Below are 26,600 nucleotides of genomic sequence, written 5' to 3'. Positions count from 1 at the left end.
ATGCTGAAATAACAGAAAATACAAAAGGTCTAAAAAAAACAAACCGGACAGGTTTTAAGACCTGTCCGGTTTAGAAAAAAAAGATAATTTCTCTCTTAATTTTTAACATAGAGATATCCGCTTTTTTCGTTCATTGTACCATGCGCTTCATAGCGAAGAATATAAAAATAAGTTCCGGTTGGTACTCCACGTTGTTTATCGATTGTAAACCTACCTTCTGAAATTCCTCTGAAAACATTGTCATTGCTTCCATATTTACTAGTATTGAAGATCTGAACACCACCTCTATTGAAAATTTCTACTGTATTATTTGGGTACTTATCCAAACCATCGATTTTAAAATAATCGTTCAAACCATCTCCATCCCGTGAAATTGCATTGTAGACAATCACGCCCTGAGTGGTAACTGAAGCTTCAGCTCTATTATTTGCCTCATTACTATCTAAGGGATCTGAAGCTTTTAAATACGCTATATTCAGATAATCGCCTGATCCTTTCACTTTTGCAGTAATTGTAAGAGTTTGATATTCCTGCATTTGTAGTATTGGCAATGTCCAAGTACCATTGCTAGCATTATAATTTCCTGAAGAAACTTTTGATGTAATATACTCATATCCTGAGGGAAGTTTTTCGCTAATAATTATGTCTTTAACCTCATTTGCTCCCAGATTCTCTGCCGTAATAGTAAAGAATACCTGTTGCCCTACATCTGGTGTAGCGTTGTCTACCGTCTTTTTTAAACCAATATCCGATGAAGTATTCTCTGGTATAACTGTTTGCGAACAAGAATTGATTGTCACAAGGAAATCCACAGATACCAGAGGATCACATTTCGATACATCAATATAATCAGCTTTTATTATTGCTTTCCCCTCACGATTCCATTCAACAGTTATATAATTATCTGTTGAATGTCCACCTGCAACTATAGTACCTTCTTTGGAAACCAACCAATTATAATCCGACATTCCGCTAGACATACTATAGGTTCTTTTTTCAGAAATACAAGCCGTAGAGTTCCAATTAGGAGCAGATTCTGCTAAATCACTTTTTACAATTACTTTTACTGCAAAACGTGTAATATTTTCACAAATTCCAACTTTTAGTGAGCCATAATACATTTTATTGTTTTCTAAAACTGTTGTTGAGGCGATTACATTTCCTGCTATTGCAGCATCGTACCAAATTACTCCTGTTTCAGTAGTCACTAAATCGGCAACAGTTGCATTGTTTGCTTTGCAGAATTCCTGCGTTGCTGCTCCTGTTGGTGTTTGAGGATCACTCAAAGTGACTGTAACAGCCAATCGTGTTGGACCCTCACAAGTCCCAACTTTTAAGGAACCATAATACACTTTATTGTTTTCTAAAATTACGGTTGAAGCAATTGCATTTCCACCTGTCGCTGTATAGTACCAAGTCACTCCTGATTCATTTACTGCTAAATCAGCCACGGTTTTGTTGTCTGTTTTACAGAATTCCTGTGTTGCAGTTCCTGTTGGCGTTTGAGGATCACTCAAAGTAACGGTTACTGCCAATCTGGTTGGGCTCTCACAAATTCCTGCTTTTAGAGAACCATAATACACTTTATTGTTTTCTAAAATTACAGTTGAAGCAATTGCATTTCCACCTGTCGCTGTATCGTACCAAGTCACTCCTGATTCAGTCGTAGCCAAATCAGATACCTTTTTATTGTCTGTTTTACAGAAATCTTGTTTGGTTTTGCTGGTCGTTGGTGTTTGAGGGTCGCTCAAAGTAACGGTTACCGCCAATCTGGTTGGGCTCTCGCAAGTTCCAGCTTTTAGAGAACCATAGTACACTTTGCTGTTTTCTAAAGTTGTTGTTGAAGCAACTGCATTTCCTGCCGTAGCTGCATCGTACCAAGTCACTCCTGATTCATTTACTGCTAAATCAGCCACGATTTTGTTGTCTGTTTTACAGAACTCTTGTATGGTTTTGCTGGTCGTTGGTGTTTGAGGATCACCCAAAGTAACGGTTACCTCCAATCTAGTTGGGCTCTCACAAGTTCCTGCTTTTAAAGAACCGTAATAGACTTTATTGTTTTCTAAAATTGTTGTTGAAGCAACTGCATTTCCGCCTGTTGCTGCATCGTACCAAGTCACTCCTGATTCGTTTACTGCTAAATCAGCAACTTTCTTATTATCCACTTTACAGAATTCCTGCGTGGTTTTAGTTGTCGTTGGTGTTTGAGGATCGCTCAACGTAACCGTTACCGCCAATCTGGTTGGGCTCTCACAAGTTCCTGCTTTCAGTGAACCGTAATAGATTTTATTGTTTTCTAAAGCGGTTGTTGAAGTAATTACATTTCCTCCAATAGCCGCATCGTACCAAGTCACTCCTGATTCAGTGGTAACCAAATCAGAAACTTTCTTATTATCCACTTTACAGAATTCCTGTGTGGTATTGGCAGTTGTTGGTGTTTTTGGATCACTTAAAGTTACTGTTACGGCTAATCTTGTCGGGCTTTCACAAGTTCCTGTTTTTAAAGAACCGTAATAAATATTATTGCTCTCTAAAGCAGTTGTTGAAGTAATTACATTTCCTGCTGTAGCCGCGTCGTACCAAGTCACTCCACTTTCAGTCGTTACCAAATCAGTAACTTTTTTATTATCTATTTTACAAAACTCCTGTGTTGCAGTTCCTGTTGGCGTTTGAGGATCAATTAAAGTTACCGTCACAGCCAATCGTGTTGGACTCTCACAAGTTCCTATTTTTAAAGAACCGTAATAAATATTATTACTCTCTAAAGCAGTTGTTGAAGTAATTACATTTCCTGCTGTAGCCGCGTCGTACCAAATTACTCCTGTTTCAGTAGTCACTAAATCGGCAACAGTTGCATTATTTACTTTACAGAATTCTTGTGTTGCATTTCCTGTTGGCGTTTGAGGATCACTTAAAGTTACCGTCACAGCCAATCGTGTTGGACTCTCACAAGTTCCTGTTTTTAAAGAACCGTAATACACCTTATTGTTTTCTAAAGCAGTTGTTGAAATAATTACATTTCCTCCAGTAGCCGCGTCATACCAAATTACTCCTGTTTCAGTAGTCACTAAATCGGCAACAGTTGCATTATTTGCTTTACAAAACTCCTGTGTTGCAGTTCCTGTTGGCGTTTGAGGATCACTTAAAGTTATGGTTACGGCAAAACGTGTTGGACTCTCACAAGTGCCAGCTTTTAAGGAACCGTAATAGATTTTGCTATTTTCTAAAGCAGTTGTTGAAGTAATTACATTTCCAGCTGTAGCCGCGTCGTACCAAGTCACTCCACTTTCAGTCGTTACCAAATCAGCAACTTTTTTATTATCTATTTTACAAAACTCCTGTGTTGCAGTTCCTGTTGGCGTTTGAGGATCAATTAAAGTAACCGTCACAGCCAATCGTGTTGGACTCTCACAAGTTCCTGTTTTTAAAGAACCGTAATACACCTTATTGTTTTCTAAAGCGATTGTTGAAGTAATTACATTTCCTGCTGTAGCCGCGTCGTACCAAATTACTCCTATTTCAGTAGTCACTAAATCGGCAACAGTTGCATTATTTACTTTACAGAACTCCTGTGTTGCAGTTCCTGTTGGTGTTTGAGGGTCACTCAAAGTAACCGTTACAGCAAAGCGTGTAGCAGTTTCGCAAGTACCCACTTTTGAAGAACCGTAATACACCTTATTGTTTTCTAAAGCGGTTGTTGAAGTAATTACATTTCCTCCAGTAGCTGCGTCGTACCAAATTCCTCCTGTTTCAGTAGTCACTAAATCGGCAACAGTTGCATTATTTACTTTACAGAACTCCTGTGCTGTCGCTCCTGTTGGTGTTTGAGGATCACTCAAAGTAACCGTCACAGCCAATCGTGTTGGACTCTCACAAGTTCCTGTTTTTAAAGAACCGTAATAAATATTATTGTTCTCTAAAGCAGTTGCTGAAGTAATTACATTTCCTGCTGTAGCCGCGTCGTACCAAATTACTCCTGTTTCAGTAGTCACTAAATCGGCAATAGTTGCATTATTTGCTTTACAGAATTCTTGCGTTGTTGCTCCTGTCGGTGTTTGAGGATCGCTCAAAGTAACTGTTACAGCAAAACGTGTTGGACTCTCACAAGTACCCACTTTTAAGGAACCGTAATACACCTTATTGTTTTCTAAAACAGTTGTTGAGGCAATAACGTTGCCCGCTGTAGCTGTATCGTACCAAGTCACCCCACTTTCAGTCGTTACCAAATCAGAAACTTTTTTGTTATCAACTTTACAGAATTCCTGTGTTGCATTTCCCGTTGGCGTTTGTGGATCGTTTATCGTTACCGTTACAGCTAAAAAAGCTGCAAGACCGCAACCTCCTGACCGGAATGTTCCATAATAGGTTTTTCCATTAACTAAAGCTGTAGTATCTTCTAATGCATCTACTGCTCCTGCAGTATCATACCACACAACCCCAGACTCGTTGACACTTAAAATTGCGACTGTAGGATTACTTCCTTTACAGAAAACCTGCGCTACGGCACCTGTTGGAGTTTGTGAAGCAGCTACCGTAATATTGGCCGTATCTGTAAAAGTACAACCGTGTAACGTGGTAACTTCAACTCTATATAAACCGCTATTTACTGCAGCAACATTATTAATTTGTATTAGGTTCGTATTCAAAAATGTTCCGTCCGGCAGAGTCCATTTTATAGATGAAACAGGACCTATATCACTTATATTAAGTGAGAGATTTTCTCCTACACAATAGGTTGTACTACCAGATATTAAACCTGAAGAAGATAGGTTTATATCAAATTTCTCCTCTAGCTCAAAACAAGTACTTTTAACTTTTACCCAATACCTTCCAGTCGAAAGTCCCGTAAATACAGAACTCGTTTGTCCCGTAGCAGGATAAGTGACATCTGTATCTTTTTTAAGAAAATACATGGCCGCACTATCTACATTATCCACTTTTACAGAAAGTGTACCGGTTGTATTACCAGAACAAATAGCTCCTCCACTATTATTCATATCAAAAAAAGGAAAAATACTTCTTGAAATTACAGATGCTGTTGTCGTACCAGGCCACAGATCATCATTAGAAAAAAAGCTTGGACTAACTTTATTATCTTTTGCTATCCCTATTTCATAGGTTCCAGCAGGTTGTGCACCAAAAACAAAATCAAAAGTTCCTACTCTTAGGTAAGAGGACGTCCAAGGATAACTATTGTTTTTAAAATCAAAATTTGCAAATCCAATAGAAGGTCCTGAAACAATTCCTACAATGATCCTATTCTCATAAAAAGTAGTGCTTTCTGCGTTAGCTGTACCAGAAACGGTCACTTTAGCTATTTTTACGTGGCGATCACAGACAGTGGGAGAAGGTGAACTACTAACCGACGTTAATTCGATCTTGGTGAAATAACTGTCCAACACTACATCGAATACTTCATTAAAACAACCTGAATCCTTAATTCTGATCTTATAGTTACCAGGTGTTAAATCATTTCCTAATCCAAATCTATTCGGAATCTGAAGAATATTCATTCTAAGCGGAACCACGGTCAGTACTGAAGGCCCACTTTCAAGACTAAAAGTTACTGGTCCTATTAGTCCTATGGTACTATTACTTGGAACAGGTATATCAACTACTAATTCTGATTTATTAAAATTTTCTCCACTTGCACCTCTATAAAATCTTACCTGACTTCTAAAATCGACAGTACCCGGAGTAAAATATCCTGACTCGAAAACTACCGATTTTCCAACATTGTTAAATCTTAATGCATTTGGATTCGTTGTAGTATTGCGAAAACTATAAGTAGGAACTTCTGCCCCTGACTTATCCATTAATTTAAAAGAATAGGACTTATCGTCTATGTCTTGTAAATAACTAATTTCAGAACTTCCCACAGTAGACGTGTACGTTTTTTTTACGCCTGTAACGTTGCTGGTTACTTCTAAACTATACGGCGAACATCCACCACTAGCGGAGGTCTTTACCAAAATTTTTCCAGTAAAGGGACAGTTTGTTATATATGCCGGATCATCAGAAAAAATAATATCTCCCTTAGTTAACGCCAAGGTTATACCAACCGAAGATGTGCTAAAATCTAGAGATACCGTTTTTGAAAGCCCACAAATTGTCCCAGTTAAACGAGCCAATCCCCATTTAGAACGGTCAGTGGGTAGCTCAAAGCGATCGGTATTAGTTAAGTCAGTATTATATTTTAAATTATCATACACAGTCCAACCTCCTGTAGCATTTTGAATCTCCAGCTTATAAACAAAATCTTCGTTGACTCCTATATATCTCGGACTGGCTACAACGTCAAAATAACCAAACGCCTGAGCCACATCAATGGAAGCTTTCTTTATACCGGAACACCAATCACCAGGAGTATTATACACCAAATCTACTTTACTATTATTCAAAAATGATGGAACTGATATATTACTAGCTGTAAATGCGGTATTTGCAGTCACAGTAATCGTTTGTCCGGTAGTAAAAGTTACACCACATTTATCTACCGCTCTTGCCGTATAAGTTCCCGCAGGAACATTGGTAAAATTATAATAACTACTGTTTGCTTTGGTTTGTACTACACTGCCGTCTGAAGTTTTTAATAAACTTACAACATAAGGCCATGTTCCTCCTCTCATGGTTACGACCACTTCTCCACCAGGATCAGCTCCGTTGCCGCAATAGGTAAATCTAGAAGCGGTAAGACTGACGATAGTAGGCGAAATTCCAGAATTAGTACTTATTACCGTTATGGTTTGAGGCGCTTTAATAAAGGTATTGCCATCAAAATAGCCATAGTAATAGTCACCCGGTTCCAAATCTGTAAAAAGACCATTATTAGTATTACTGGTTTGAATACCTTTTAAGTTAGCAGCTGTTTTTTCTATAGCATAGTAAACTGTAGTGGGAACATTCGTAACTGTCACCTGAATTTTTCCATCTGCCGCACAACTAGCTGCAGTCTGACTAGCCGAAATCGTTACCTGTTGGGCATGTCCGGTAAAATGGCATAAAAAAAGAATTGCTAAAAATAGTCTAAATAATTTCATCTTGCTTGGTTTTGTATTACATCCAGGTTAAAATCACTGGCAAGACCAAGCTGTATGAAATTGTTACAAGGTATACCAAAGAGAGGTATATCTACAAATTCTCCATAAGCTGAGTGCTATGAAAGTGATATTGTTCCCTGGAAATTTTGTGCAATAGTAAGGCATTAGACCTACTTCTACTTTGTTATTGTAATAAGTGGTATATCGATGTAATAAGTGGCCGTTTTAGCGACATAAGTGGTTGTCTTTTTTTTAATTTGGAGCTTGAAATGTTACCAATCATCAAATTATGCAATTAACCCCTTAGATAATTTAACCATTGCCTGCGGTTTCAACCGCAGGAACGCAATACAAAATACCCTAACAATGCACCCCACAGTTAAAACTGCGGGCTATGATGAAAGAACAGAAAATTTAAAAAGTTTAAAACAAAAAAACATAGGTTTTTAAAACCTTTTCTACTTATTGCATAGTTGCTGATTTTATTGACCTATATCAAACTTTTGCGTTTGAAACAAGTCTAGCTTTGCTGCTCTTTAATTCAAAAAACTCAACTAAAAATGATCAGTACACTATCTTATCCTTTAGAAAAATTTGGTTTAACCAGCATCGAACGTGTCGAAAATGCCTTACGACAGCTGCGAAACGGAAAAGGGATTTTATTAACAGACGACGAAAACCGGGAAAACGAAGGCGATTTGATTTTTTCGGCACAACATATCAGCGTACAAAACATGGCCATGATGATACGCGAATGCAGTGGAATTGTTTGTCTGTGCCTGCCCAATGAAAAAGCAGATCAGCTCGAATTGCCTTATATGGTAAAAGAAAATACCAGTAGTTTCCAGACTCCTTTTACGATCACTATCGAAGCAAAAAAAGGTGTAACCACCGGAGTCTCGGCTACCGATCGAATTACTACCATTAAAACAGCATGTGCGGTAAATGCTAAGGCTTCGGATTTGGCAAGACCCGGACATATTTTTCCATTACGAGCCAAAAACAATGGTGTTCTCGAACGAAACGGGCACACTGAAGGCAGTGTCGATTTAATGAAATTAGCCGGCTTACAACCCGAAGCCGTTTTATGCGAACTAATGAACGAGGACGGAACCATGGCCAAACTGGACAAAATCATTAGCTTTGCAGTACAACACGATTTGGTAGTATTATCGATAGAAGATATCATTTACTACCGAAAATTTGTAAAAGACTATTTTTAATTGTTGATGGTTAATGGTTGATTGTTTATTATCGGTTATTAATTACCGATTGTTAATGGCTTACCATTTAACACAAGTCGCTAAAAATACAATTACCTAATACCTAATTATCACATTATCTAATTATCTAATAGTCTAGAAATCTAATAATCCAACAATCTAAAAGTCCAAATGCCGTACGAACAACTTGGTGCTTATATAAAAAATCGTATTGCTGTTTCTGATGAAAATCTCGATACTATTTTATCTTATTTTAAACCTTTAAAACAAGGCAAAAATGAATTGTTGCTTTCGGCGGGACAGACGAGTCAGCATACTTATTTTGTAAGTAAAGGCTGTTTGAGAATCTACTTTATCAATGAAGAAGGAAAAGATGTTACTCGTTATATTGCATTCGAAAACCAAATTGCTACGGCTTTGGTCAGTTTTATCACCAAGATGCCTTCAACTGAATACATTCAGGTTATTGAGAAGTCGGAATTATTATACATCAGCCATGACGATTTTAATCATTTGATGGCCATTATTCCGCAATGGCGGGAGTTTTATTGTTCTTATTTAGAAAAAGCCTATGTAAATAATACCAACAGACTGATGTCCTTTACTACTATGGATGCCTTAGAAAGATACAGTCAGTTGCTTAAAATCAATCCGGCAATTGTAAAACGGCTTCCCAATAAAATTGTAGCTTCGTACATTAATATTTCACAGGAAACACTAAGCAGGCTGAAATCTAAGGTTTCGATTTAGTTTACATTTTACATTTCACATCTCACATCTCACATTTTACAACTCACAACAATGGACATCGATACAATTCTTGACGACATATTTCAGCTTCCGGAGGAGTCCAAAAATGCATTAAAACTAGGCATTAATGAGATAAAATATCCCAAAGGACATATTCTGTTAAATGCGGGAAAAGTTGAGTCCGCACTCTATTTTATAAAAAAAGGAATCGTACGGGCCTATGTTAATGAGAATGATAGTGAAATTACTTTTTGGTTCGGAAAAGAAGGACAAACTGCTCTTTCGATGAAAAGTTATGTCGAAGAGCAAAAAGGTTATGAAACGATAGAGCTTCTGGAAGACTGTGAGCTCTACGAATTAAAGAAAGAACACCTTCAGCAGTTGTTTGAAACCGATATCAATATTGCTAACTGGGGCAGAAAATTTGCCGAACAGGAACTTATTAAAACCGAAGAACGCTTAATTTCAAGACAATTCCGAAACGCAACTGACCGTTATCTGGAACTGATGAAATACCATCCTGAACTGATTCAAAGAATTCAACTAGGCCATATTGCTTCCTATCTTGGCATTACACAAGTAAGCCTAAGCAGAATAAGAGCCGAGTTAAAATAAATTCATTTTTTATCATATGTTAAATTTTTATTGCGGGAGTTAAAGGAACTTTGCCCTATAAAATTTTAACAATTATGAACTGGATTATTCTAATTATTGCGGGACTTTTTGAAGTCGCTTTTGCAACCTGTCTCGGAAAAGCCAAAGAGGCAACTGGTACCGATGTTTACTTATGGTACACAGGCTTTTTTATATCACTAACTGTAAGCATGCTGCTTTTGATTAAAGCTACCGAAACCCTTCCTATTGGAACAGCTTATGCGGTCTGGACCGGAATTGGCGCTGTTGGAACGGTGCTGATGGGAATTTTTGTTTTTAAAGAACCGGCTGCCTTCTGGAGATTGTTTTTTCTTTTTACCCTGGTAAGTTCTATTATAGGACTTAAAGCGGTATCACACTAATCAGACTATACCATTTACAATAGTTACTTCAAATTCATTTGTCAATTCAAGGGACGGGAAATCACAAACAATAACAATGTAGTTAATGTGGTTACTCGTTCCCTGAGCTGATACAAAAAATCAGACTTATTCTTTATTTCAGATTTATCCTTCTAATTTTTTCTTTATTTTTTTTAATGAAACAATGTTGCATTTACAAATAAGAATTCTATATTTGTATTCCATTGTCCTGTAAGCTATGGATTCATTAGAATGAAAAAGGAATTTAAATTTATAAATCTTTTGATGCCGTTGGTGGTAGTATTTGCAATACTATTTCCGGCGATACATTCGTATGAACACATTCAAAGTCATAATTCTGCTGCTAAAACAGCCGCACATTATCAAACAGATAAAAGCGAATTTAAAGTACACGATCACTCCAATGAAGAGTGTGCCATTTGTCATTTTAAATTTAGTCCTGTTGGTACTTTCAACTTTGTAACTTTTCAGTTTTATAAAAATAGTACGCTAATCCCTTATGTACATTTTTATTCTCAATCCAATACTCCTTTTTTCAAAGGTTCTTTATTTGCCCTTAGGGCACCTCCTATTTTCTAAAACGATAAAAAGTAAATCATTTCAATTCTGAAATGGCGTGTCTCTATACGTTTTAGATATTTCAAATACCGAAAAAGTACCACTTTTTCAGGATAGCTGTTATTTTATATCTTTTCTATGCGCTACCGGCTTTAGAAAAACCTATTTGACTGATACCGACTGCTGGTTCATTCCTTTACGGATGAGACCTTTTGTTTGAAAATATCAATTCAAAACCCACACTGCTGTTAATTTGATTATCAACTACTACGCAATTCAATAGCTGTAATCAGGTATTGTCTGAGCCAGATCGTGCACCCTTTTACTTTTTAATTTATCGAACTCCATACCGATGAAAGCAATGCTTTTTGCGACATAATGCTGTGCCGTAAAACTGCTATTCTTTTACTATTTCCTATGCGAAATAAGGCTTCCGTAACCCACATTTTTTTACATATGAATACCGTTAAACTCAAATTAAACCGAATGAAAACGCCTAAAATTCTTCTGGCCTTTTTGGCGATTGGCTTTATTTTCACAGCCTGTAACAGTGACAAAGACGAAATTGATACGGAATATCCTGTAATTGATATTTCGGCTGCAAATGCATTTCCGATACAATGCAGTACAGTTTCCCGCGGACAAAAAATTACTTTCAGGGCAAAGTTCACAGACAACGCTCAATTAGGTTCTTACAGTCTGGACATTCACCACAATTTTGACCATCACACGCACAGCACTGAAGTAATGAACTGTACTGCCGATCCTGTCAAAAAACCGGTAAATCCAATGCTTTACATCAATTCGGTTACGATTCCTTCCGGACAAAAAAGTTATGAGGCTCTTCAGGAAATCAGCATTCCTGCAGACATCGACCCGGGAGATTATCATTTCATGATTCGTTTAACGGATAAGGAAGGTTGGCAGACGATTAAAGGCTTAAGCATTAAAATTTTATAAGTTGATTTTAATGAACAATTATAATTCCAGTCCCTTGCGAACGTATTTTGTGCTGCTCTTTTGTTTTGCTTTGGTTGTGGTTACAAAAGCTGCAGCGCAATCTGTTCGTGTTTCCGGCAGTGTATTTTCTAAAGATCAAAAGCCTTTAGAAGGTGCTGTCGTTACTCTTTATCCGGCTCATATAAGCACTGTTACCAACAAAAAAGGGCAATTCTTTCTGAATCAGGTTCCTAAAAACACAAAAAGGTTAACGGTTACTTATTCCGGGTATTCTTCTTATGAAATGCCTCTTTCTATAGACCAAAACACTATTGCGCTTCCTGACTTTTTCTTAAAACCGGAAGTAAATGAATTACTGGAAGTTGTGATTAGTGAAGGTTACGAAACAAAACGCAAAAAACAGGAATCACTGAATCTTGAAATTGTAAACAGCAGTTTTATCCAACGGAATCTTGGCGGAAGTCTGATGCAGTCTTTACAAAGACTTCCGGGAGTTAAAACCATTTCTATAGGTTCAGGAGGTTCAAAACCACTGATTCGCGGACTCAGTTTTAATCAGGTTATTGTGGTCGAAAACGGCATCAAACATGAAGGCCAGCAATGGGGCGCCGATCATGGTTTAGAAATTGATCAGTATGCGGTAAACCGTCTGGCAATTATCAAAGGTCCTTCATCGTTTATGTACGGTTCTGATGCGATTGGAGGTGCCATAAACATACAGCCAGTCCCCTTTCCTGCCCAGCATGTTCTAGGCGGAAGTGCTGATTTTACAGGCAAAAGCAATAATGCGCAATTTGGAGGATCGATGAACCTCTACGGACGGAATGAAAACTGGTTCTTTGACACCCGAATTACCGCTATGGAATACGGAGATTATCGCGTTCCGACCGATACTGTGCATGTTTATAATTATGCCGTTCCATTATACAAAAATCACTTACGCAACACAGCCGGGCGCGAACTCGATGTACACGCCAGTACCGGCTATGTCTCTGATAAATTCAAATCGGTTTTATACTTCAGTAACATTTATACCAAAAGTGGCTTTTTTGCCAACGCACACGGACTCGAACCCCGAAATGTAGATATGGAACTTCATGATCGCTCGAGCAGAGATATCCTCATGCCTTTTCAGGAAGTTACTCATACGAAAATCAGTAATACAACTTCCTTTACCCTGGGTTCACATCATCTGGAAACGCAATTGGGATTTCAAAAAAATTTCCGTCGTGAATGGAGTCATTATGTCAATCATGGGTATATGCCACCACTATATCCTGTTGATATGTATGCTCAGAAAGATCTAGAAAGACAATACGACAAAGAAGTGTTTTCGGCTGCGCTTAAAGATGAGTTTACCATCCAAAATCATCAATTCACTGCAGGAATTAATGCCGAACAACAACAAAATAGTATTAACGGATGGAGTTTTTTAATTCCCGCTTTCAAACAATTCAATGCAGGAGCATTTGTGTATGATAAGATTCAGCTTAGCGAATTATGGCTGCTTCATGCTGCCATACGATTAGACTACGGCAGAATCAAAATGAAACAATACACCGACTGGTTTCCAAGTCAAGTTACTGAAAATGGACAAACTACTTCCGAATATTTAAAGCGTTCGCAAGAGCTGACCCGAACTTTTCAGAGTTTCAACTGGTCTGCGGGTGTTAATTATACTCCGGGACAGTGGTCTTTAAAAGCCAATCTTGGAACGAGTTTTAGAATGCCAATTGCAAAAGAACTGGCTTCAAATGGTGTTAATTATCATTATTTCAGATTTGAAAAAGGCAATCCTAATTTGTCTCCCGAACGTTCTTACCAGTTAGATCTTGGTATGGAATGGCAGGAGAATAAATGGTCCGTGCAGTTGAGTCCGTTCTTAAATTATTTCTCTAATTACATTTATCTCAATCCAACTTCACAACATGATATTTATTACGGTGCTGGCAATCAGGTTTTTGAATACGAGCAAAGTAAAGTCCTGCGTTATGGTGGTGAATTACAAGTGCGATACCAGTTTCTAAAAAATTTAAGCGGTGAAATCCTGGCGGAATACCTACATAGCGAGCAAATGTCGGGGGATAAAAAAGGATATACATTGCCTTTCTCTCCTCCCCCTTCTGTTTTGTTTGGTGTTACGTACAATCCGGAAATAAAAAACTTAAAAGGAACCTATTTCTCCCTTGATTATCGTTTTACCGCCGAACAGAATCAGATCGTTCCGCCGGAAAAGAAAACGGCAAGCAGCAACGTCTTTAATCTTGCTATGGGAACTCAACTAAAAGCCGGACAGCAGGATTTCATTGTAAGCCTTCAGGTTCAAAACCTGTTTAATACAAGATATCTTAATCACACCAGCTTTTACAGGTTAATAGAACTTCCTGAGGCTGGCAGAAACATAATTCTATCGCTGAAAATTCCATTTCTAATACACAAATAAATACAATATGAATTCAATTAATCAACCCAATTTCCTTATGAAAAAACTAAAATTAATACTGCTCTTTGTAGCCGTAAGTACAGCTTTTACAGCCTGTAATAACGACGACGACAAAGAAGTTACAAAACCCAAAGCCGAAAATATTGAAATTGGAACTGCCAATAATAAAAAGGCTTTGATTGGCCGCGATTTTCACTTTAATGCCGATGTACTTGCCGGAGATAAAATTGCCGATGTACAGTTAAAAATACTTCCAATAAAAGGGGAAACCTATACCAAAGACTGGAAGTTCGAATTGTCCTGGGCAGAATACAAAGGCACAAAAAATACCAACGTACACAAGCACTTCAATATTCCAGCCGATGCTCCGGAAGGCAAGTTTGATTTACTTTTTATTGTTCTGGATGAAAACGGATCGAAACTCGAAATTAAAGAAGTGGTAACCATTACCGATCCTGCGAATATGCCTGTCGATCCTATAATTGGCCGCGATAATCTATCCCGAAACGATAATCTGATTTACTATATGAATACCTGGGTTGAACCGGAACTTATTTTCAAAAAAAATGATCTTCTGACTGCGCATGCGCAGGTAAGTCAAATTATGGGAGATGGAATCTTATATTCTGTTTTGATTAAAAAAGGTGCCAATTACTATCCTGAAAGTATCGACAAGCTCGATTTCAAAAAAGTAATCGTCATTTCAAAAGTCGAACATAAAGGTCTGGGGGCTGCTTCAAAAATTACTACACTTCAAAAGATAAATGGTGTTTTTGGCGGTCAAAGCATCACTATTGGTGCAGATACAGATTTCGAAGGAACTCCAATAACCGCAGACAAAGCATGGCAATCCGGAACATACAACTGGGTCGTGCTTTATAAAAATACAACTTACAATATGAGTGTCTACAAATCAATGCCTATTACAATTAATTTTTAAATATCAACTTTAATATACCTTTACCATGAAAAACAAGTATTACAAACTAATTTTCCTATTCGCCTTATCTACCGCCGTACTTTCCTGTAGCAATGACGACGACAATACTCCTGAAACACCTAAAGAGGCCTTAACAGAATATAAATTCTTAAGAATTTTACTTTCTGATGAGAAAACAACCGAGATTACGCTGGTTAATCCGGTCGATGCTACGGCAAGCTCTTTTAATGCCAAATTTGCAAAATCTACGCTTTATACCACAGAATCTAAACGATACGCAGGAATTATTCACAGAGCAAGCAATACAGTTGAAACTTTCGATAGCGGTTTTGAAGGTCATGGCGATCATGTGGATGTAGACGGAATTCCGAAATTTGGTGCTTTAATTGGCCAGGCTCCTATGCCTACGCATTTTAAAAGCAAAAGCGGAGAACTGATGACTTTTAATGATGGAGACGGAACATTGGCTGTAGCCAAAGAATCTGAAATCAATACTGCGGGATCTAAATTTAAAATTATAAATGCAGGATTGTTAGCCCATCACGGTGCCATGGCTACTTTTTCTAACGGTAGTTATGCCATTACCGAAAAAGACAATTCGGTAGCAGGAACTCTTCCTGAGAAAGTAAAAATCATCGATAATTCGGGTAAAACTCTTTTTCCAGCTACTGTTATAACCAAAGGAATTCACGGAAATGCTTCAGACGGAACCTATGCCGTTTTTGGATCAGCAAGCGGTGTTCTTGTAGTTGAAAGTACCGGAAAACAAAAACTTATCGCACTTCCTGCCGATTTTGGAACTGCCTGGTTTGGAACTATTTTAGAAACCAAAGCTAAAGGAAAATTTGTTGGATATACCGCTGCAAAAGGGGCTTTTCTTATTGATGTGGCAAGTGAAACGATTAAACCTATTTTACAAAATACTACTATCATGCAATGTAAAGTAAGCTTCAATGCTACTAAACTTGGGATTCTGTTACATAACGGTGAATTCAAACTATACAACCTTACCAGCCTGCAACTTGAAAAGGAAGGAAAGGTTATTGCTGAAACTGCCGCAGATGCAGCTTTAAAACCACAAATTCAATTAACAGAAAACTTTGCTTACCTTACTTCTCCTACTACAGGAGAGTTACTGCAACTGAATTTGTCTACTATGACAATTGCAAAGAAAATAAAAGTTTCGAATACTCCTTATATGATTACAATTCTTGGCTTTGAAAACAGCAAAGGTCACTAAATAGTAATTCTAATATTTATTTTATCAGGAAGGCCGGATCATTTATCCGGCCTTCTTTAATATACTTCAATCTGAAATTGTAAATCCGGAGAAGGAATAAATCTCGCAAAGTCACAAAGTTACAAAGCTTTTTTATTTTTTGGCGTTATGACAACTATTACTATTTGGATCAAAGATTAAAATTCATTCGTAGAATATCTTGTCGATCAAGACGCCCGCAAAAGCAGTTCCGTAGGAACGCTCTATTTTGTAGCAACGGATTTTAATCCGTTGAAAAAAAAACACAACACAGGAAAGTTCCGTAGGAACGACATATCTATAGCAACCGTAGGAACAATCTATTGTGTAGCAACGGATTTTAATTCGCTAAGACCAAAATTCCCTTATAAAAACAGAAAAGCCGGATGATACATCCAGCCTTTTTGTTTATGATTCGCAGCTACTGCAGCTTACCAAACTTGTCACAAGTTCTTTAGATACACTTTGACTGCGTTGGTAATACAAGCTCTTGATTCCAAGTTGCCAGGCTTCGATAAGTAATCGGTTTACTTCTTTAATGGGTAAATCAGCAGGGATATTCAAATTGATGCTTTGCCCCTGATCTACAAACTTCTGACGTATTGCAGCCTGCTGTACAATTTCTAACTGACTGATTTCTTTAAAGGTTTTAAAAACATCTTTCTCCTCTTTTGTCAGCTGGGTCATGTGTTGTACGCTTCCGCCATTTAACATAATCTCTCTCCATACCTCTTCATTGTCCAATCCTTTTTTCTCCAGTAAAATTTTAAGGTATTTGTTTTTACGCATAAAATTTCCTTTGCTCAAACCTGCTTTGTAATAATTGCTGCTGAAAGGTTCAATTCCAGGTGAAGTCTGTCCTAAAATAGCCGAAGATGAGGTTGTTGGAGCAATAGCCATAGTGGTCGTATTACGTCTTCCGTATCCTTTTAGCAATTCTGGTTCACCATAAATTCGGGCCAGATCCTGAGTAGCTTTATCGGCTTTATCACTAATATGTTTAAAAATTTCCGTGGTTTTCATCTTAGCTTCCATTCCTTCAAACGGAATCATATTTTTTTGCAGATACGAATGCCATCCCAAAACGCCAAGTCCAAGCGCACGGTGTCTTTTGGCAAATCGATTGGCTGCTGAAAGGTAATAATTACCCTCTGTTTTTTCTATAAATTCCTGCAATACAGCATCCAGAAAAAAGATTGCTAATTTTACCGCTTCTGTATCTTTCCATTCTTCATAAAGCTCCAGGTTCATTGACGAAAGACAGCAAATAAACGATTCGTCAATGCTTGAAGGCAACATAATTTCGCTGCACAAATTACTGGCATTAATACGCAGATTCTTGTCTTTATAAACTTGTGGTTTGTTTTTATTTACGTTGTCACTGAAAAAGATATAAGGCAATCCCTTTTGCTGACGGCTTTCTAACACCTTAGCCCAGATTTGTCTTTTATCAGAATCTCCATCAATCATTTCCTGCATCCAATAATCCGGTACACAGATTCCGGTAAACAAGTTCTGAATTGGGTTTCCAATACTCTTGATCTTCAAAAATTCTTCAATATCCGGATGATCTACGTCTAAATAAGCAGCAAATGCACCACGACGTACTCCTCCTTGAGAAATCGTGTCCATAGTCGTATCAAAAAGCTTCATAAAACTTACGGCTCCACTACTCTTACCATTGTCTGTAACAGCACTTCCTCTTTCGCGTAACTCCCCAAAATATCCTGATGTTCCTCCACCAATTTTGGTTTGCATGATCACTTCACCCAATTTATGTGTAATTCCTTCTATTTCATCCGGAACGTGTACATTGAAGCATGAAATTGGCAAACCACGTTCGGTTCCCATATTGGCCCAAACCGGAGAACTGATACTCATCCAGCCTCGTTCGATCATTTCTACAAAAGATTCTTTCAGTTCGGGTTTGTATAATCTTTTGGCAGCAGCCGTGCAAATTCTGTCAATTGCACCTTCTACAGTTTCTCCTTTTAAAAGATAACCACGATTTAAAATTTGCTCACTTTCAGAGTTTTTCCACCACATTTTATTATCGGCCTCACTTAACGGAAGGCTATTTGCTGAAGTTGTATCTATTGTATTCATAATTGTAATTTGCTTTTTAGAACAGGTCGTTTGCGGTAATGCTTTTGTCGTGTTTGGTATATTCTACCGGTCTTTTTGCAAAGAAATCGTCAAGACTGTTCGCAAAAACTTCTTCTTCAAACCAGGCCATCGCTTTATAATCGTGTGCTGCGACATTAAAAATTGTTGGAATGTTAATTTGAATGAGGCTCTCGTCTATTCTGAACTTCATGAAATTAACCAAATCCGTTTTATTAATCGTTTCGATCTCTCCTTCTTCAAAAATCCAGTCTAAAATATCGGCCTCTACTTCAATCGAATTTTTAACGGTTTCGCGAACAAGGTTTAACGTCTCTTCATCGAAATAATCCGGAAATTCTTCACGGATTTTGTTTACGATATAAATTCCGCCATTGGCATGAATTTGCTCGTCGATAGAAGTCCATGCGATGATATTGCTCACATTTTTCATGTATCCTTTAAATCTTGTAAAAGACAATAAAATTGCAAATTGACTGAAAAGCGATACGTTTTCGATCAAAATACTAAACAAAATCAAGGAAATAACATATTTTTTGTTATCCTGAGATTTGGTATCCTTAAGTACATCTGAGAGGTAATCGACACGTTTGCGGATTACAGGGATATCCATGAGTTTTTCGAATTCATCGTTGTATCCTAAAACTTCCAGAAGACGTGAATAGGCCTCAGAGTGTCTGAATTCACATTCGGCAAAGGTACTCCCCAGTCCGTTGAATTCCGGCTTTGGAAAATGTTCGTAGATATTTCCCCAAAAACTTTTTACAGCTACTTCTATCTGAGCAATCGCCAGTAAACTATTTTTAATAGCCGTTTTCTCTGCGGAATTTAAATGCGAATGAAAATCCTGTGTATCAGCTGTAAAATCAACCTCTGTATGAACCCAATACGCTTTATTTATGGCTTCTGTAAACTGCAAAACCTCCGGGTACTCGAAAGGTTTATAATTGATTCTTTTATCAAATATAGACATATATGTAAGTATTAAATGTTTGACTGAGTTCGAATAAAAATGCTTCGTTCTTGGGGAGGTTTTGACGACATTTCTATAATTACAAATTTAACCCGGAGATCTTCTTTCACCCCTTTTTTGATGTTAAAAAACAACGCAATTATCAACAGGTTGATCCTATGAAATCCTCCTCCCTTTTTACGTTTTATCAACAGCCGGAAAATAAACTGTAAGAGACGACACATCAGTTATTTATACTAAATCTAAATAGAGTTATCAACAGGAAAGGGGACAAAAAACCAGCTCTACTTGCAAACAGTTATCAACAATTACTTTCAAAATTTTAGTCTTTATACTACAATAATACCCATTATCATATAAAATCAAAACGCTGGCTGTTGCAATTTTTCAAATGTTAGCACTTGGATAAACATGCGAAAAAGCACACTCAGAAACACATGTAAACACTTAAAAACAAGACACTTAATACTTACAAGTCACGTATCACATTGTTGATTATTCTCTTAAAAATTAAGAAAAAAACAATTATTCAGCAAAAATTTTGAGCAAAAATGATTGATCTGTGAAAGTTGGCGTAATTTTGCAGACTAAACGCATTTATCATGATTATAAGAAAAGCAACAATTGAAGATTCAGAAAATATTGCAGCACTTTTATTGCTGGCAATGGAGGACATTATCTATAAATTTATTGGTGAAAAGAATCCTAAAACGGCCTATTATTTCTTACTTCATTTTGTTGAAACCGAAAGTAACCAGTACTCCTATCAAAACTGTTTTGTAGCAGAGGAGGAAAACAAAATCATAGGAGCAGTTTCTGTTTACGATGGAGCTCAATTGCATCCGTTACGAAAACCAATTGTCGATTATGTTCGTCTTAATTTCAATTCTGATTTTAATCCGGAAGACGAAACACAAAGCGGTGAATTTTATATTGATTCGGTTGGGGTAAGTCCAAATCATCAGGGAAAAGGAATTGGCTCAAAACTCCTGCAATTTTTAATTGATGAATATGTAACACAAAACCACCGGACTTTAGGTCTATTGGTAGAAGAGGCCAATCCTAATGCCAAAAAACTGTACTTAAAATTAGGATTCAAGATCGTTGGTACTAAAACTTTGGTAGGAAAAACGATGGAGCATTTACAGATTTCGTAGTTTTTTGTTTCAGGTTTCAGGTTTGAAATGTGGGTAGCATTACTATATGATTTAACCGCAAAGTCCGTAAAGATTTTCGCATGGCTTGCAAAGTTTCCATAGAGCTTTGCGGTTAAATTTTAATTTGTAAATCAACTATCTCAGTATAAAACCATTTTTCATAGGATCTTTTGGATCTATCAAAAACGTATTTACTCCTGTTACAAAAGCTGTTCCTTCAACTTGCGGAATTACAGCCTTGAAAGGTCCAAATTTTTCTTCTCTGACAAGAGAGCCTGTAAAAGTACTTCCAGTTATACTTTCTATCGTAATAAATTCGCTCTTATTTATGGCGTTTCTGGCCTTTTCAATGGCAATTCTTCCCGAAACACCAGAACCTGTTGGAGAACGATCGACTTCTCCATCGGCAAAAACACAAACATTTCGGCTGTGATTAGAAGGATCCAAAGGCTCATCGATGAAAATAGTTCCGTATAGAAAACTCAAATCCTTCTCAAACGGATGCTGAATTTCGCTATCATGATTCATTACTGCATGTTTTATAGCTACGCCATTTTGAATAATGGCACGGTAATTTTCTTCGGTTAATCCAAAATTCAAATGCGGATTTTTTCTCAAATCAACATAAGCATAAAAAGCACCGCCATAAGCCAGATCATAAACAACATCGCCAATGCCCTCAACATTTACAATACGATCCAAACCTATAGCAAAACTTGGCACACAATGAAACCTCACTCCTGTTACTTCGCCATCTAATACAGTGACAAACGAAAAAATTCGACCACATGGAGCATCAATTTTTAATTCGTTCTCCCCTTCTTTTACCGTTATCCAATTCATTTTTGCCGCCAGAGTGCTTATGGCAATAATAGCATGACCACACATACTGCTATATCCTTCATTATGCATGAAAAGAATACCAAAATCTGCATTTTCATCATTTGCCGGAAGCAAAATACAACCGTACATATCAGCATGACCACGAGGCTCAAACATCAATGCCGTTCTTAAATAATCGTAGTTTTCTTTTATATCTCTTCGGTATTCCAGAACAGTACTGCCTTTAAGTTTTGGAAAACCGGAAACAATCACTCGCAAGGGCTCACCGCCTGTATGCATATCAATTGTTTTTATCTGCAGTATAGAAGCGTCTGCTTTATAATCCGTATTATTACAAATATTTTGGTATGTATTAGGCATTTTTTTGTGTTTTTAAATTATACTCTTCATAAAAATATCCCGCTGCAACAAGATCCTCTAAAGCATGTCCAACGGATTTAAAATAGGTAATTTCAGTATCAGATGTTCTGCCCATTTTTGTATTACTGCACAGTTCAAACAAATCTGCTTTGATTGTTTCTTTCGTAATAATTCCATTGGTAAGCGGAATCAAAATATCGCCGCTTTCCTTTAGTCCGCCTTGATAAGTATCCAGAAATAGACTTGATTTTAAAACCGCTTCATCATCTGCCTCGCGCATATCTTTTTTGTAAGCCCCAACAAGATCTAAATGCTGACCTTCTTTCAGCCATTTCCCAAAAACAAGCGGAACAGGTGATAAAGTTGCTGCCGAAATAATATCAACCTGAGAAATAACTTCTTCTATAGTTGAAACAGGTTTGCAGGTAAACGGAGCGTTTTTGAGTGCATCGCAAACCAATTGTGCTTTTTCAATCGTTCTTCCCCAAACATAAACCTCTTTTATAGGTCTTACACTGGCATGTGCCTCAATTAGATTGATGGCTAATGCTCCAGTACCAATCATCAGCATAGACGAGGCATTTTTTCGCGAAAGATAGCTGCTTGCTAAAGCTGATGTTGCCGCAGTACGTTTGCCTGTTAGTGATTTTGCATCAAGAATTGCCTTTATATTTCCTTTGTGCCCATCGAGATAAATATAAGTTCCCTGAATTGAAGGCAAATCGTATTTACCATTATTAGGACTTACTGTAACTATTTTTACTCCTAAATCTTTACCTGCCTGAAACGCCGGCATTAGCAGCAGTGTCGAGTCTTTACCTTCTTCGGGATTAGGATAATCGTGATGGTGGCGCATAGGCACCTCAATTGCCAAAGTCGAAAACCCGGCTCGAAGTCTTTCTATGAGTTCTTTAAAATTACATTTTTCTTCAATAAAATGATCTGAAATAAGTTGTATTGGTTCCATGTATTGCGTTGAAATTTCATTAAAAATAGAAGTTTATTCCATCATAATACTATTTCATCTATAAGCAGATAACATACGTCAATTCAGGGTTAATATAGTACCAATTGATTAAATTCTAAGATCCTTTTTAACCAATTTGAAAAGTAATAAAAAATTAAAAAACACATTTTGCTAATGTCTATTTCCTTAACATTCTGCACCAGTTTTACTCAAACGGAAAGAATTGTTTCCTAATGCTCCTATTATTTGAATTGCACTTTACTTTCAACACCAAATTTGAAATGCGAGAATACAGCAAAAGTATTCTAAAGCTTTATAAAAATAGAAAAGACGACCAATTGGCCGTCTCTCTGATATTCAAATTACACATTCTTTTTCAGCTAGTTACATTGAAATTTTGTAAAAAAAACTAATCTAAAACATTATCGCAGTACTGCTCATCTTTAAATCATTCATAGTGAATATTCAATCTATTTCAATATGTTAGAAATAAAAAATCTTATATCACTAACTCTGAAACATTACCAAATTTTACCATTATTATTTAAAACCAGATTTTTTATGATATATGTATTTTTTGATACAGAATCAAATAAAAAAAATTCAGAACCTATTTCTGAAGAACTAAAAGGGGGAGATAATGAGATTAAAGTATCTATCTTATTGTCTATATAATATCCCAAAATTAATTGTTCTTCTTTATAATTAGCCATATCATCTCTTAAATTAATTGAATTTATATCTTCTAATGTATTAGAAATATAAAACCGTTTGTTTGATTTTCTATCATAAATTAAAGCTTTGAAATGATTTGTTCCTGAGATAGAAAGACGATTAACCCAAGAATATATGTATATGAAATCATTAGTCAAATTATTATTTAATTCTGCAAAAACTTTCTTAGTAGGATTAAATTTTTTATGAGACAGTATAATACCAGTATCTCCATTTCTAATATTATAATTCTTTTCCATATTACTAATATTTTGATAGTTCTTATTACTACATCCTATTAAAATTGTTGAAAAAAATACTAAAGCAAATATTGACTTTTTCATTTTATTTGTTGCTATTGATGATCTTACTTAAAATCCCTCCAGTTCTGCAAAGCGTTCTTTAATTAAATGCATTGCACAAAAATCTCAGCTCTGCAAAGTATTCTTTAATTAAATGTGCTGTGTAAATGTCTGTGACTTTAAAATAATGTAAAAATAAGCTAAATTTAATCCCATCAATAAGTCTATTAAAAATAGTCAGAGACTTTTGAAACGTCTATGATTATAAGTAAAAAAAATGCGCAAGGTCAGAGACTTTTGCGCAGCTTTTCAATTGAAATTTGAACACTTCGGAGAGCAGGTAAGTGCAGAAATTATTTCTTTTTTAAACCATTAATAATTTCTTGATTATCTAAAATAAATTTTTCATTATTTCTGTAAACTGTAATAATTGTTTCTCCTTTTTTCTTTACGATAGAATCTCCAATTTCTATTTTAGACCAAAACTCACTATTAATTATAATTTCTGTTTTATCTTTAAAATACAATGTTGGATTATTATGGTTGCTTTTATCATAATCTTTATAATAAACAGTTCCCATATATTGTTCATTAGTAACATAATTTAAAGAATCTTCTTTACTATCCATTGTAGTCGTTCTAAAAATCTCAACATATATTATATAGATTAAAACTAAAAAAACACAAATGGTCAAAAGTATTTTTAATTGCTTTTTTGAAAATTCAAAGCCTTCGTTTTTCATTTTAATTATATTTAAAGATCGATGTTTTTGTCTCACTAACCATTCCGCCTACACTTAAGGAACTTTTCCCAGCTCATCTTCCAACTCTTTTCCGTTATATTTATACTTATTACTATTATCTGCATAATCATTATACCCTTCTGCTGTAGGGAACCTTCGCACAGCAGTTACACTTTACATAGCGGGGATACTCCTCATCTTTAAATTATTCATAGTTAATATTTACCCTATTTCAGTATGTTAGCAATAAAAAATCTTATATCACTAACTCTGAAACACTACCCAAATCTAATGCGTCACACTCTACCACCATAAAAAATTCTTTTGTTCTTTTCTAAATTTAACACCTAAATCTTCAATTGTTTTATGATTATCAACAATAATTTCTTTTTGATAATCATAACAATATTCGAATCGGGCTAATATTGTATAATCTTTATCAAGTATTAAAGTTTCCTTTCGTGAGTCATATCCTCTTTCATCATAATAAACTTTAAAAGCATTCTTGTGATTCCCGTAATTAACTACACCAATATTGCATAAGTAAAAATTATCTAGTTTTCTATCAATAAAATAGCAAGTGTCTTTACTTGTTGGAGAAAAAAACAAATACTTGTTTTTGTCATTTTGAATATTAGAAAAAATGTATAAATCTGCTCCATTTCTATAAAAATCACGCAAATAAGCATTTTTCTTTTTTCCACTTAAGCTAATTGATAGATATTTTTCAATAATTGTATCATTCTTAAATTCATATTTCCGCATAGAATATCCAAGTAAGCTATCGTTTTGTGAATACAATTTATAATATATTTCTTTTTCTAAAATATTATCTTTATTATCTACTTTTTTACAATTGACAAATAATAATGAAATTAGAAAAATAATCGCAATACTAAATTTAAAGCCTATTTTACTCATTCTATTTTTTCCTTTTTTTGTGTTTCATTAACTCTTACCTGATACGTTTTCTCAATACCTTATATTAACCAACTTCTAAACTTCAGTTGGATTAAGCACTGTTTTCAGTTGGGAAATATATTCAAAATATTCTTTTGCTCTACCTTGTGTCTCTTCTTTTACAGCACGATGGTCTTTATAACCACCTAGATTCGCAGATGACTTTTCTATATCAGACATTATAGCTTCGCCTCGTCCTCCCTTATTAAATACTGACACCCAATCTCTACAAAGTGTTCTTTAATTAAATGCCTTGCACAAATATCTCCGACTTTAAAATAATTTAAAAATAAGCTAAATTTAATCCCATGAATAAGTCTATTAAAAAAGAGACTTTTGAGTAGCTTTTCAATTGAAATTTGAACACTTCGGAGAGTGGGGAAAAGACAACCAATTGACCGCCTCTCTGCTATTTAAATTTTATAAAAACGCCTAATCTAAAACATTAGCACAATACTGCTCATCTTTAAATCATTCATAGTGAATATTCAATCTATTTCAATATGTTAGAAATAAAAAATCTTATATTACTAACTCTGAAACACTACCCAATTTTTTGTTTTTGCATAAATACTTCTATTCCATTGGAGATACAGAATAGTATGAATCGAAAATAAAACCTTTAGAGGTAACTTCTAAAATATTCCAAGTAAATAAGCCATAAAAGTAAATATTCGTTTCGAAGCTTTTAGCAGAATTTAAACCTTTTAGCTGTATGATATTTTTACCAAAACATAATGCCTGTCCTTTTGAATAAGATAAAGGAATATTAATGTTTAAAGTATCTATTCTTTTGTCGTTAACTATTAATACAAAATCATCTTTATAACTATTTAACTCACTTCCTCGAATACCTAAATAAGAATTTGATTTAAAACTAATGTAATAATAGCCTTCGTAAAATAGACCTAGAATAATAAAACAATATAAAATAATTTTAATTTTTTTTCTCATTTTAATTAAATATCAAAAACAATTAATGATTAACCTTTCTTCTTTGCTCTGCCATTGGTATTTGTCAATATAACATTATCCGAACCAATAATTCCCGTATTTGGAAGCTCAAAAATTGTTGAATTAGTGCTATAATTAAGCTTGCCCTCTTTATAATTTTTAATGATTGTACCAAATGTGTGGGTGATAAATTTGTTCCATCTTCACCACCTTGCATCAAGCCACCACTACATGTTCTAACCCAAATAGATGTCCAAATTCATGAGTTAAAGTTCTTTACCTCTGTTTTTATAC

At 35.7% G+C, this 26,600-nt stretch carries 19 protein-coding genes; 10 read left to right on the top strand and 9 right to left on the bottom strand.

The genetic code is table 11. From position 1 onward, the window contains the following. Positions 1-95 precede the first annotated feature (95 nt). On the bottom strand, positions 96-7,040 hold the full coding sequence (locus AC3IS6_RS15390) for an Ig-like domain-containing protein (RefSeq protein ID WP_489160618.1): 6,945 nt from the start codon (positions 7,038-7,040) through the stop codon (positions 96-98). 560 nt (positions 7,041-7,600) lie between these two features. Between AC3IS6_RS15390 and ribB the strand changes: the two genes are divergently transcribed. From ribB to AC3IS6_RS15345, 9 genes are all read left to right on the top strand, one after another. Then, positions 7,601-8,263: a 3,4-dihydroxy-2-butanone-4-phosphate synthase gene (ribB, locus tag AC3IS6_RS15385; protein WP_489160617.1), complete on the top strand. Its 663-nt coding sequence runs from the start codon at positions 7,601-7,603 to the stop codon at positions 8,261-8,263. 171 nt (positions 8,264-8,434) lie between these two features. Continuing rightward, the gene (locus AC3IS6_RS15380; protein ID WP_489160615.1) at positions 8,435-9,013 is read left to right on the top strand and encodes a Crp/Fnr family transcriptional regulator; all 579 of its coding nucleotides are present in this window, start codon (positions 8,435-8,437) and stop codon (positions 9,011-9,013) included. Positions 9,014-9,064: 51 nt separating this feature from the next. Continuing rightward, the gene (locus tag AC3IS6_RS15375; RefSeq protein WP_489160613.1) at positions 9,065-9,628 is read left to right on the top strand and encodes a Crp/Fnr family transcriptional regulator; all 564 of its coding nucleotides are present in this window, start codon (positions 9,065-9,067) and stop codon (positions 9,626-9,628) included. 74 nt (positions 9,629-9,702) lie between these two features. Further along, the gene (locus tag AC3IS6_RS15370) at positions 9,703-10,029 is read left to right on the top strand and encodes a DMT family transporter (protein WP_264523778.1); all 327 of its coding nucleotides are present in this window, start codon (positions 9,703-9,705) and stop codon (positions 10,027-10,029) included. Between the two features lie 252 nt (positions 10,030-10,281). Further along, entirely contained in the window at positions 10,282-10,629 is a 348-nt protein-coding gene (locus tag AC3IS6_RS15365; RefSeq protein WP_489160611.1) for a hypothetical protein, read from the top strand. Positions 10,630-11,094: 465 nt separating this feature from the next. Then, the gene (locus tag AC3IS6_RS15360; protein WP_281925490.1) at positions 11,095-11,568 is read left to right on the top strand and encodes a DUF4625 domain-containing protein; all 474 of its coding nucleotides are present in this window, start codon (positions 11,095-11,097) and stop codon (positions 11,566-11,568) included. A gap of 10 nt (positions 11,569-11,578) precedes the next feature. Continuing rightward, positions 11,579-14,011, top strand: a complete 2,433-nt coding sequence (locus AC3IS6_RS15355; RefSeq protein WP_489160609.1) for a TonB-dependent receptor — start codon at positions 11,579-11,581, stop codon at positions 14,009-14,011. Positions 14,012-14,048: 37 nt separating this feature from the next. Next, on the top strand, positions 14,049-14,951 hold the full coding sequence (locus AC3IS6_RS15350) for a DUF4625 domain-containing protein (protein ID WP_489160608.1): 903 nt from the start codon (positions 14,049-14,051) through the stop codon (positions 14,949-14,951). 25 nt (positions 14,952-14,976) lie between these two features. Then, on the top strand, positions 14,977-16,191 hold the full coding sequence (locus tag AC3IS6_RS15345; protein ID WP_489160606.1) for a hypothetical protein: 1,215 nt from the start codon (positions 14,977-14,979) through the stop codon (positions 16,189-16,191). 426 nt (positions 16,192-16,617) lie between these two features. Here AC3IS6_RS15345 and AC3IS6_RS15340 read toward each other — a convergent pair whose 3' ends face one another. Both AC3IS6_RS15340 and AC3IS6_RS15335 read right to left on the bottom strand, forming a co-directional pair. Then, complete coding sequence (locus tag AC3IS6_RS15340; RefSeq protein WP_489160604.1) at positions 16,618-18,315, bottom strand: ribonucleoside-diphosphate reductase subunit alpha; 1,698 nt, start codon at positions 18,313-18,315, stop codon at positions 16,618-16,620. 16 nt (positions 18,316-18,331) lie between these two features. Continuing rightward, positions 18,332-19,306 carry a ribonucleotide-diphosphate reductase subunit beta gene (locus tag AC3IS6_RS15335; RefSeq protein WP_173964204.1) on the bottom strand — a complete coding sequence of 325 codons (975 nt, stop codon included), beginning with the start codon at positions 19,304-19,306 and terminating at the stop codon, positions 18,332-18,334. Between the two features lie 602 nt (positions 19,307-19,908). Between AC3IS6_RS15335 and AC3IS6_RS15330 the strand changes: the two genes are divergently transcribed. Further along, positions 19,909-20,463 (top strand): GNAT family N-acetyltransferase, encoded by a 555-nt coding sequence (locus AC3IS6_RS15330; protein ID WP_489160602.1) that lies wholly within the window; start codon positions 19,909-19,911, stop codon positions 20,461-20,463. A gap of 135 nt (positions 20,464-20,598) precedes the next feature. On the opposite strand, the gene AC3IS6_RS15325 is transcribed toward AC3IS6_RS15330, so the two are convergent. From AC3IS6_RS15325 to AC3IS6_RS15300, 6 genes are all read right to left on the bottom strand, one after another. Further along, entirely contained in the window at positions 20,599-21,666 is a 1,068-nt protein-coding gene (locus tag AC3IS6_RS15325; RefSeq protein ID WP_489160600.1) for a proline racemase family protein, read from the bottom strand. Next, positions 21,659-22,633: a bifunctional Delta(1)-pyrroline-2-carboxylate/Delta(1)-piperideine-2-carboxylate reductase gene (gene lhpI, locus AC3IS6_RS15320; protein WP_489160599.1), complete on the bottom strand. Its 975-nt coding sequence runs from the start codon at positions 22,631-22,633 to the stop codon at positions 21,659-21,661. The genes AC3IS6_RS15325 and lhpI overlap by 8 nt, the downstream gene beginning before the upstream one ends. Before the next feature lie 521 nt (positions 22,634-23,154). Beyond that, on the bottom strand, positions 23,155-23,691 hold the full coding sequence (locus AC3IS6_RS15315) for a hypothetical protein (RefSeq protein ID WP_489160598.1): 537 nt from the start codon (positions 23,689-23,691) through the stop codon (positions 23,155-23,157). Between the two features lie 311 nt (positions 23,692-24,002). Next, a complete protein-coding gene (locus AC3IS6_RS15310; RefSeq protein WP_489160596.1) occupies positions 24,003-24,392 on the bottom strand; it encodes a hypothetical protein in 390 nt (129 codons plus the stop codon). Positions 24,393-24,695: 303 nt separating this feature from the next. Continuing rightward, the gene (locus AC3IS6_RS15305; protein ID WP_489160595.1) at positions 24,696-25,313 is read right to left on the bottom strand and encodes a hypothetical protein; all 618 of its coding nucleotides are present in this window, start codon (positions 25,311-25,313) and stop codon (positions 24,696-24,698) included. 615 nt (positions 25,314-25,928) lie between these two features. Then, a complete protein-coding gene (locus tag AC3IS6_RS15300) occupies positions 25,929-26,306 on the bottom strand; it encodes a hypothetical protein (RefSeq protein ID WP_489160593.1) in 378 nt (125 codons plus the stop codon). Positions 26,307-26,600: the final 294 nt, after the last annotated feature.

Source organism: Flavobacterium sp. KH_035, from assembly GCF_057839565.1.
The sequence above is the reverse complement of the archived record's forward strand: the minus strand, read 5'-3'. Positions and strand labels throughout refer to the sequence as shown.

Bases quoted from the DNA above. Each gene is read 5' to 3' on its own strand.
- AC3IS6_RS15335 (WP_173964204.1), bottom strand. From the start codon at position 19,306: ATGTCTATATTTGATAAAAGAATCAATTATAAACCTTTCGAGTACCCG.
- AC3IS6_RS15310 (WP_489160596.1), bottom strand. From the start codon at position 24,392: ATGAAAAACGAAGGCTTTGAATTTTCAAAAAAGCAATTAAAAATACTT.
- AC3IS6_RS15340 (WP_489160604.1), bottom strand. From the start codon at position 18,315: ATGAATACAATAGATACAACTTCAGCAAATAGCCTTCCGTTAAGTGAG.
- lhpI (WP_489160599.1), bottom strand. From the start codon at position 22,633: ATGGAACCAATACAACTTATTTCAGATCATTTTATTGAAGAAAAATGT.
- AC3IS6_RS15315 (WP_489160598.1), bottom strand. From the start codon at position 23,691: ATGAAAAAGTCAATATTTGCTTTAGTATTTTTTTCAACAATTTTAATA.
- AC3IS6_RS15370 (WP_264523778.1), top strand. From the start codon at position 9,703: ATGAACTGGATTATTCTAATTATTGCGGGACTTTTTGAAGTCGCTTTT.
- ribB (WP_489160617.1), top strand. From the start codon at position 7,601: ATGATCAGTACACTATCTTATCCTTTAGAAAAATTTGGTTTAACCAGC.
- AC3IS6_RS15330 (WP_489160602.1), top strand. From the start codon at position 19,909: ATGATTATAAGAAAAGCAACAATTGAAGATTCAGAAAATATTGCAGCA.
- AC3IS6_RS15350 (WP_489160608.1), top strand. From the start codon at position 14,049: ATGAAAAAACTAAAATTAATACTGCTCTTTGTAGCCGTAAGTACAGCT.
- AC3IS6_RS15380 (WP_489160615.1), top strand. From the start codon at position 8,435: ATGCCGTACGAACAACTTGGTGCTTATATAAAAAATCGTATTGCTGTT.
- AC3IS6_RS15355 (WP_489160609.1), top strand. From the start codon at position 11,579: ATGAACAATTATAATTCCAGTCCCTTGCGAACGTATTTTGTGCTGCTC.
- AC3IS6_RS15390 (WP_489160618.1), bottom strand. From the start codon at position 7,040: ATGAAATTATTTAGACTATTTTTAGCAATTCTTTTTTTATGCCATTTT.
- AC3IS6_RS15325 (WP_489160600.1), bottom strand. From the start codon at position 21,666: ATGCCTAATACATACCAAAATATTTGTAATAATACGGATTATAAAGCA.
- AC3IS6_RS15345 (WP_489160606.1), top strand. From the start codon at position 14,977: ATGAAAAACAAGTATTACAAACTAATTTTCCTATTCGCCTTATCTACC.
- AC3IS6_RS15300 (WP_489160593.1), bottom strand. From the start codon at position 26,306: ATGAGAAAAAAAATTAAAATTATTTTATATTGTTTTATTATTCTAGGT.
- AC3IS6_RS15375 (WP_489160613.1), top strand. From the start codon at position 9,065: ATGGACATCGATACAATTCTTGACGACATATTTCAGCTTCCGGAGGAG.
- AC3IS6_RS15360 (WP_281925490.1), top strand. From the start codon at position 11,095: ATGAAAACGCCTAAAATTCTTCTGGCCTTTTTGGCGATTGGCTTTATT.
- AC3IS6_RS15305 (WP_489160595.1), bottom strand. From the start codon at position 25,313: ATGAGTAAAATAGGCTTTAAATTTAGTATTGCGATTATTTTTCTAATT.
- AC3IS6_RS15365 (WP_489160611.1), top strand. From the start codon at position 10,282: ATGAAAAAGGAATTTAAATTTATAAATCTTTTGATGCCGTTGGTGGTA.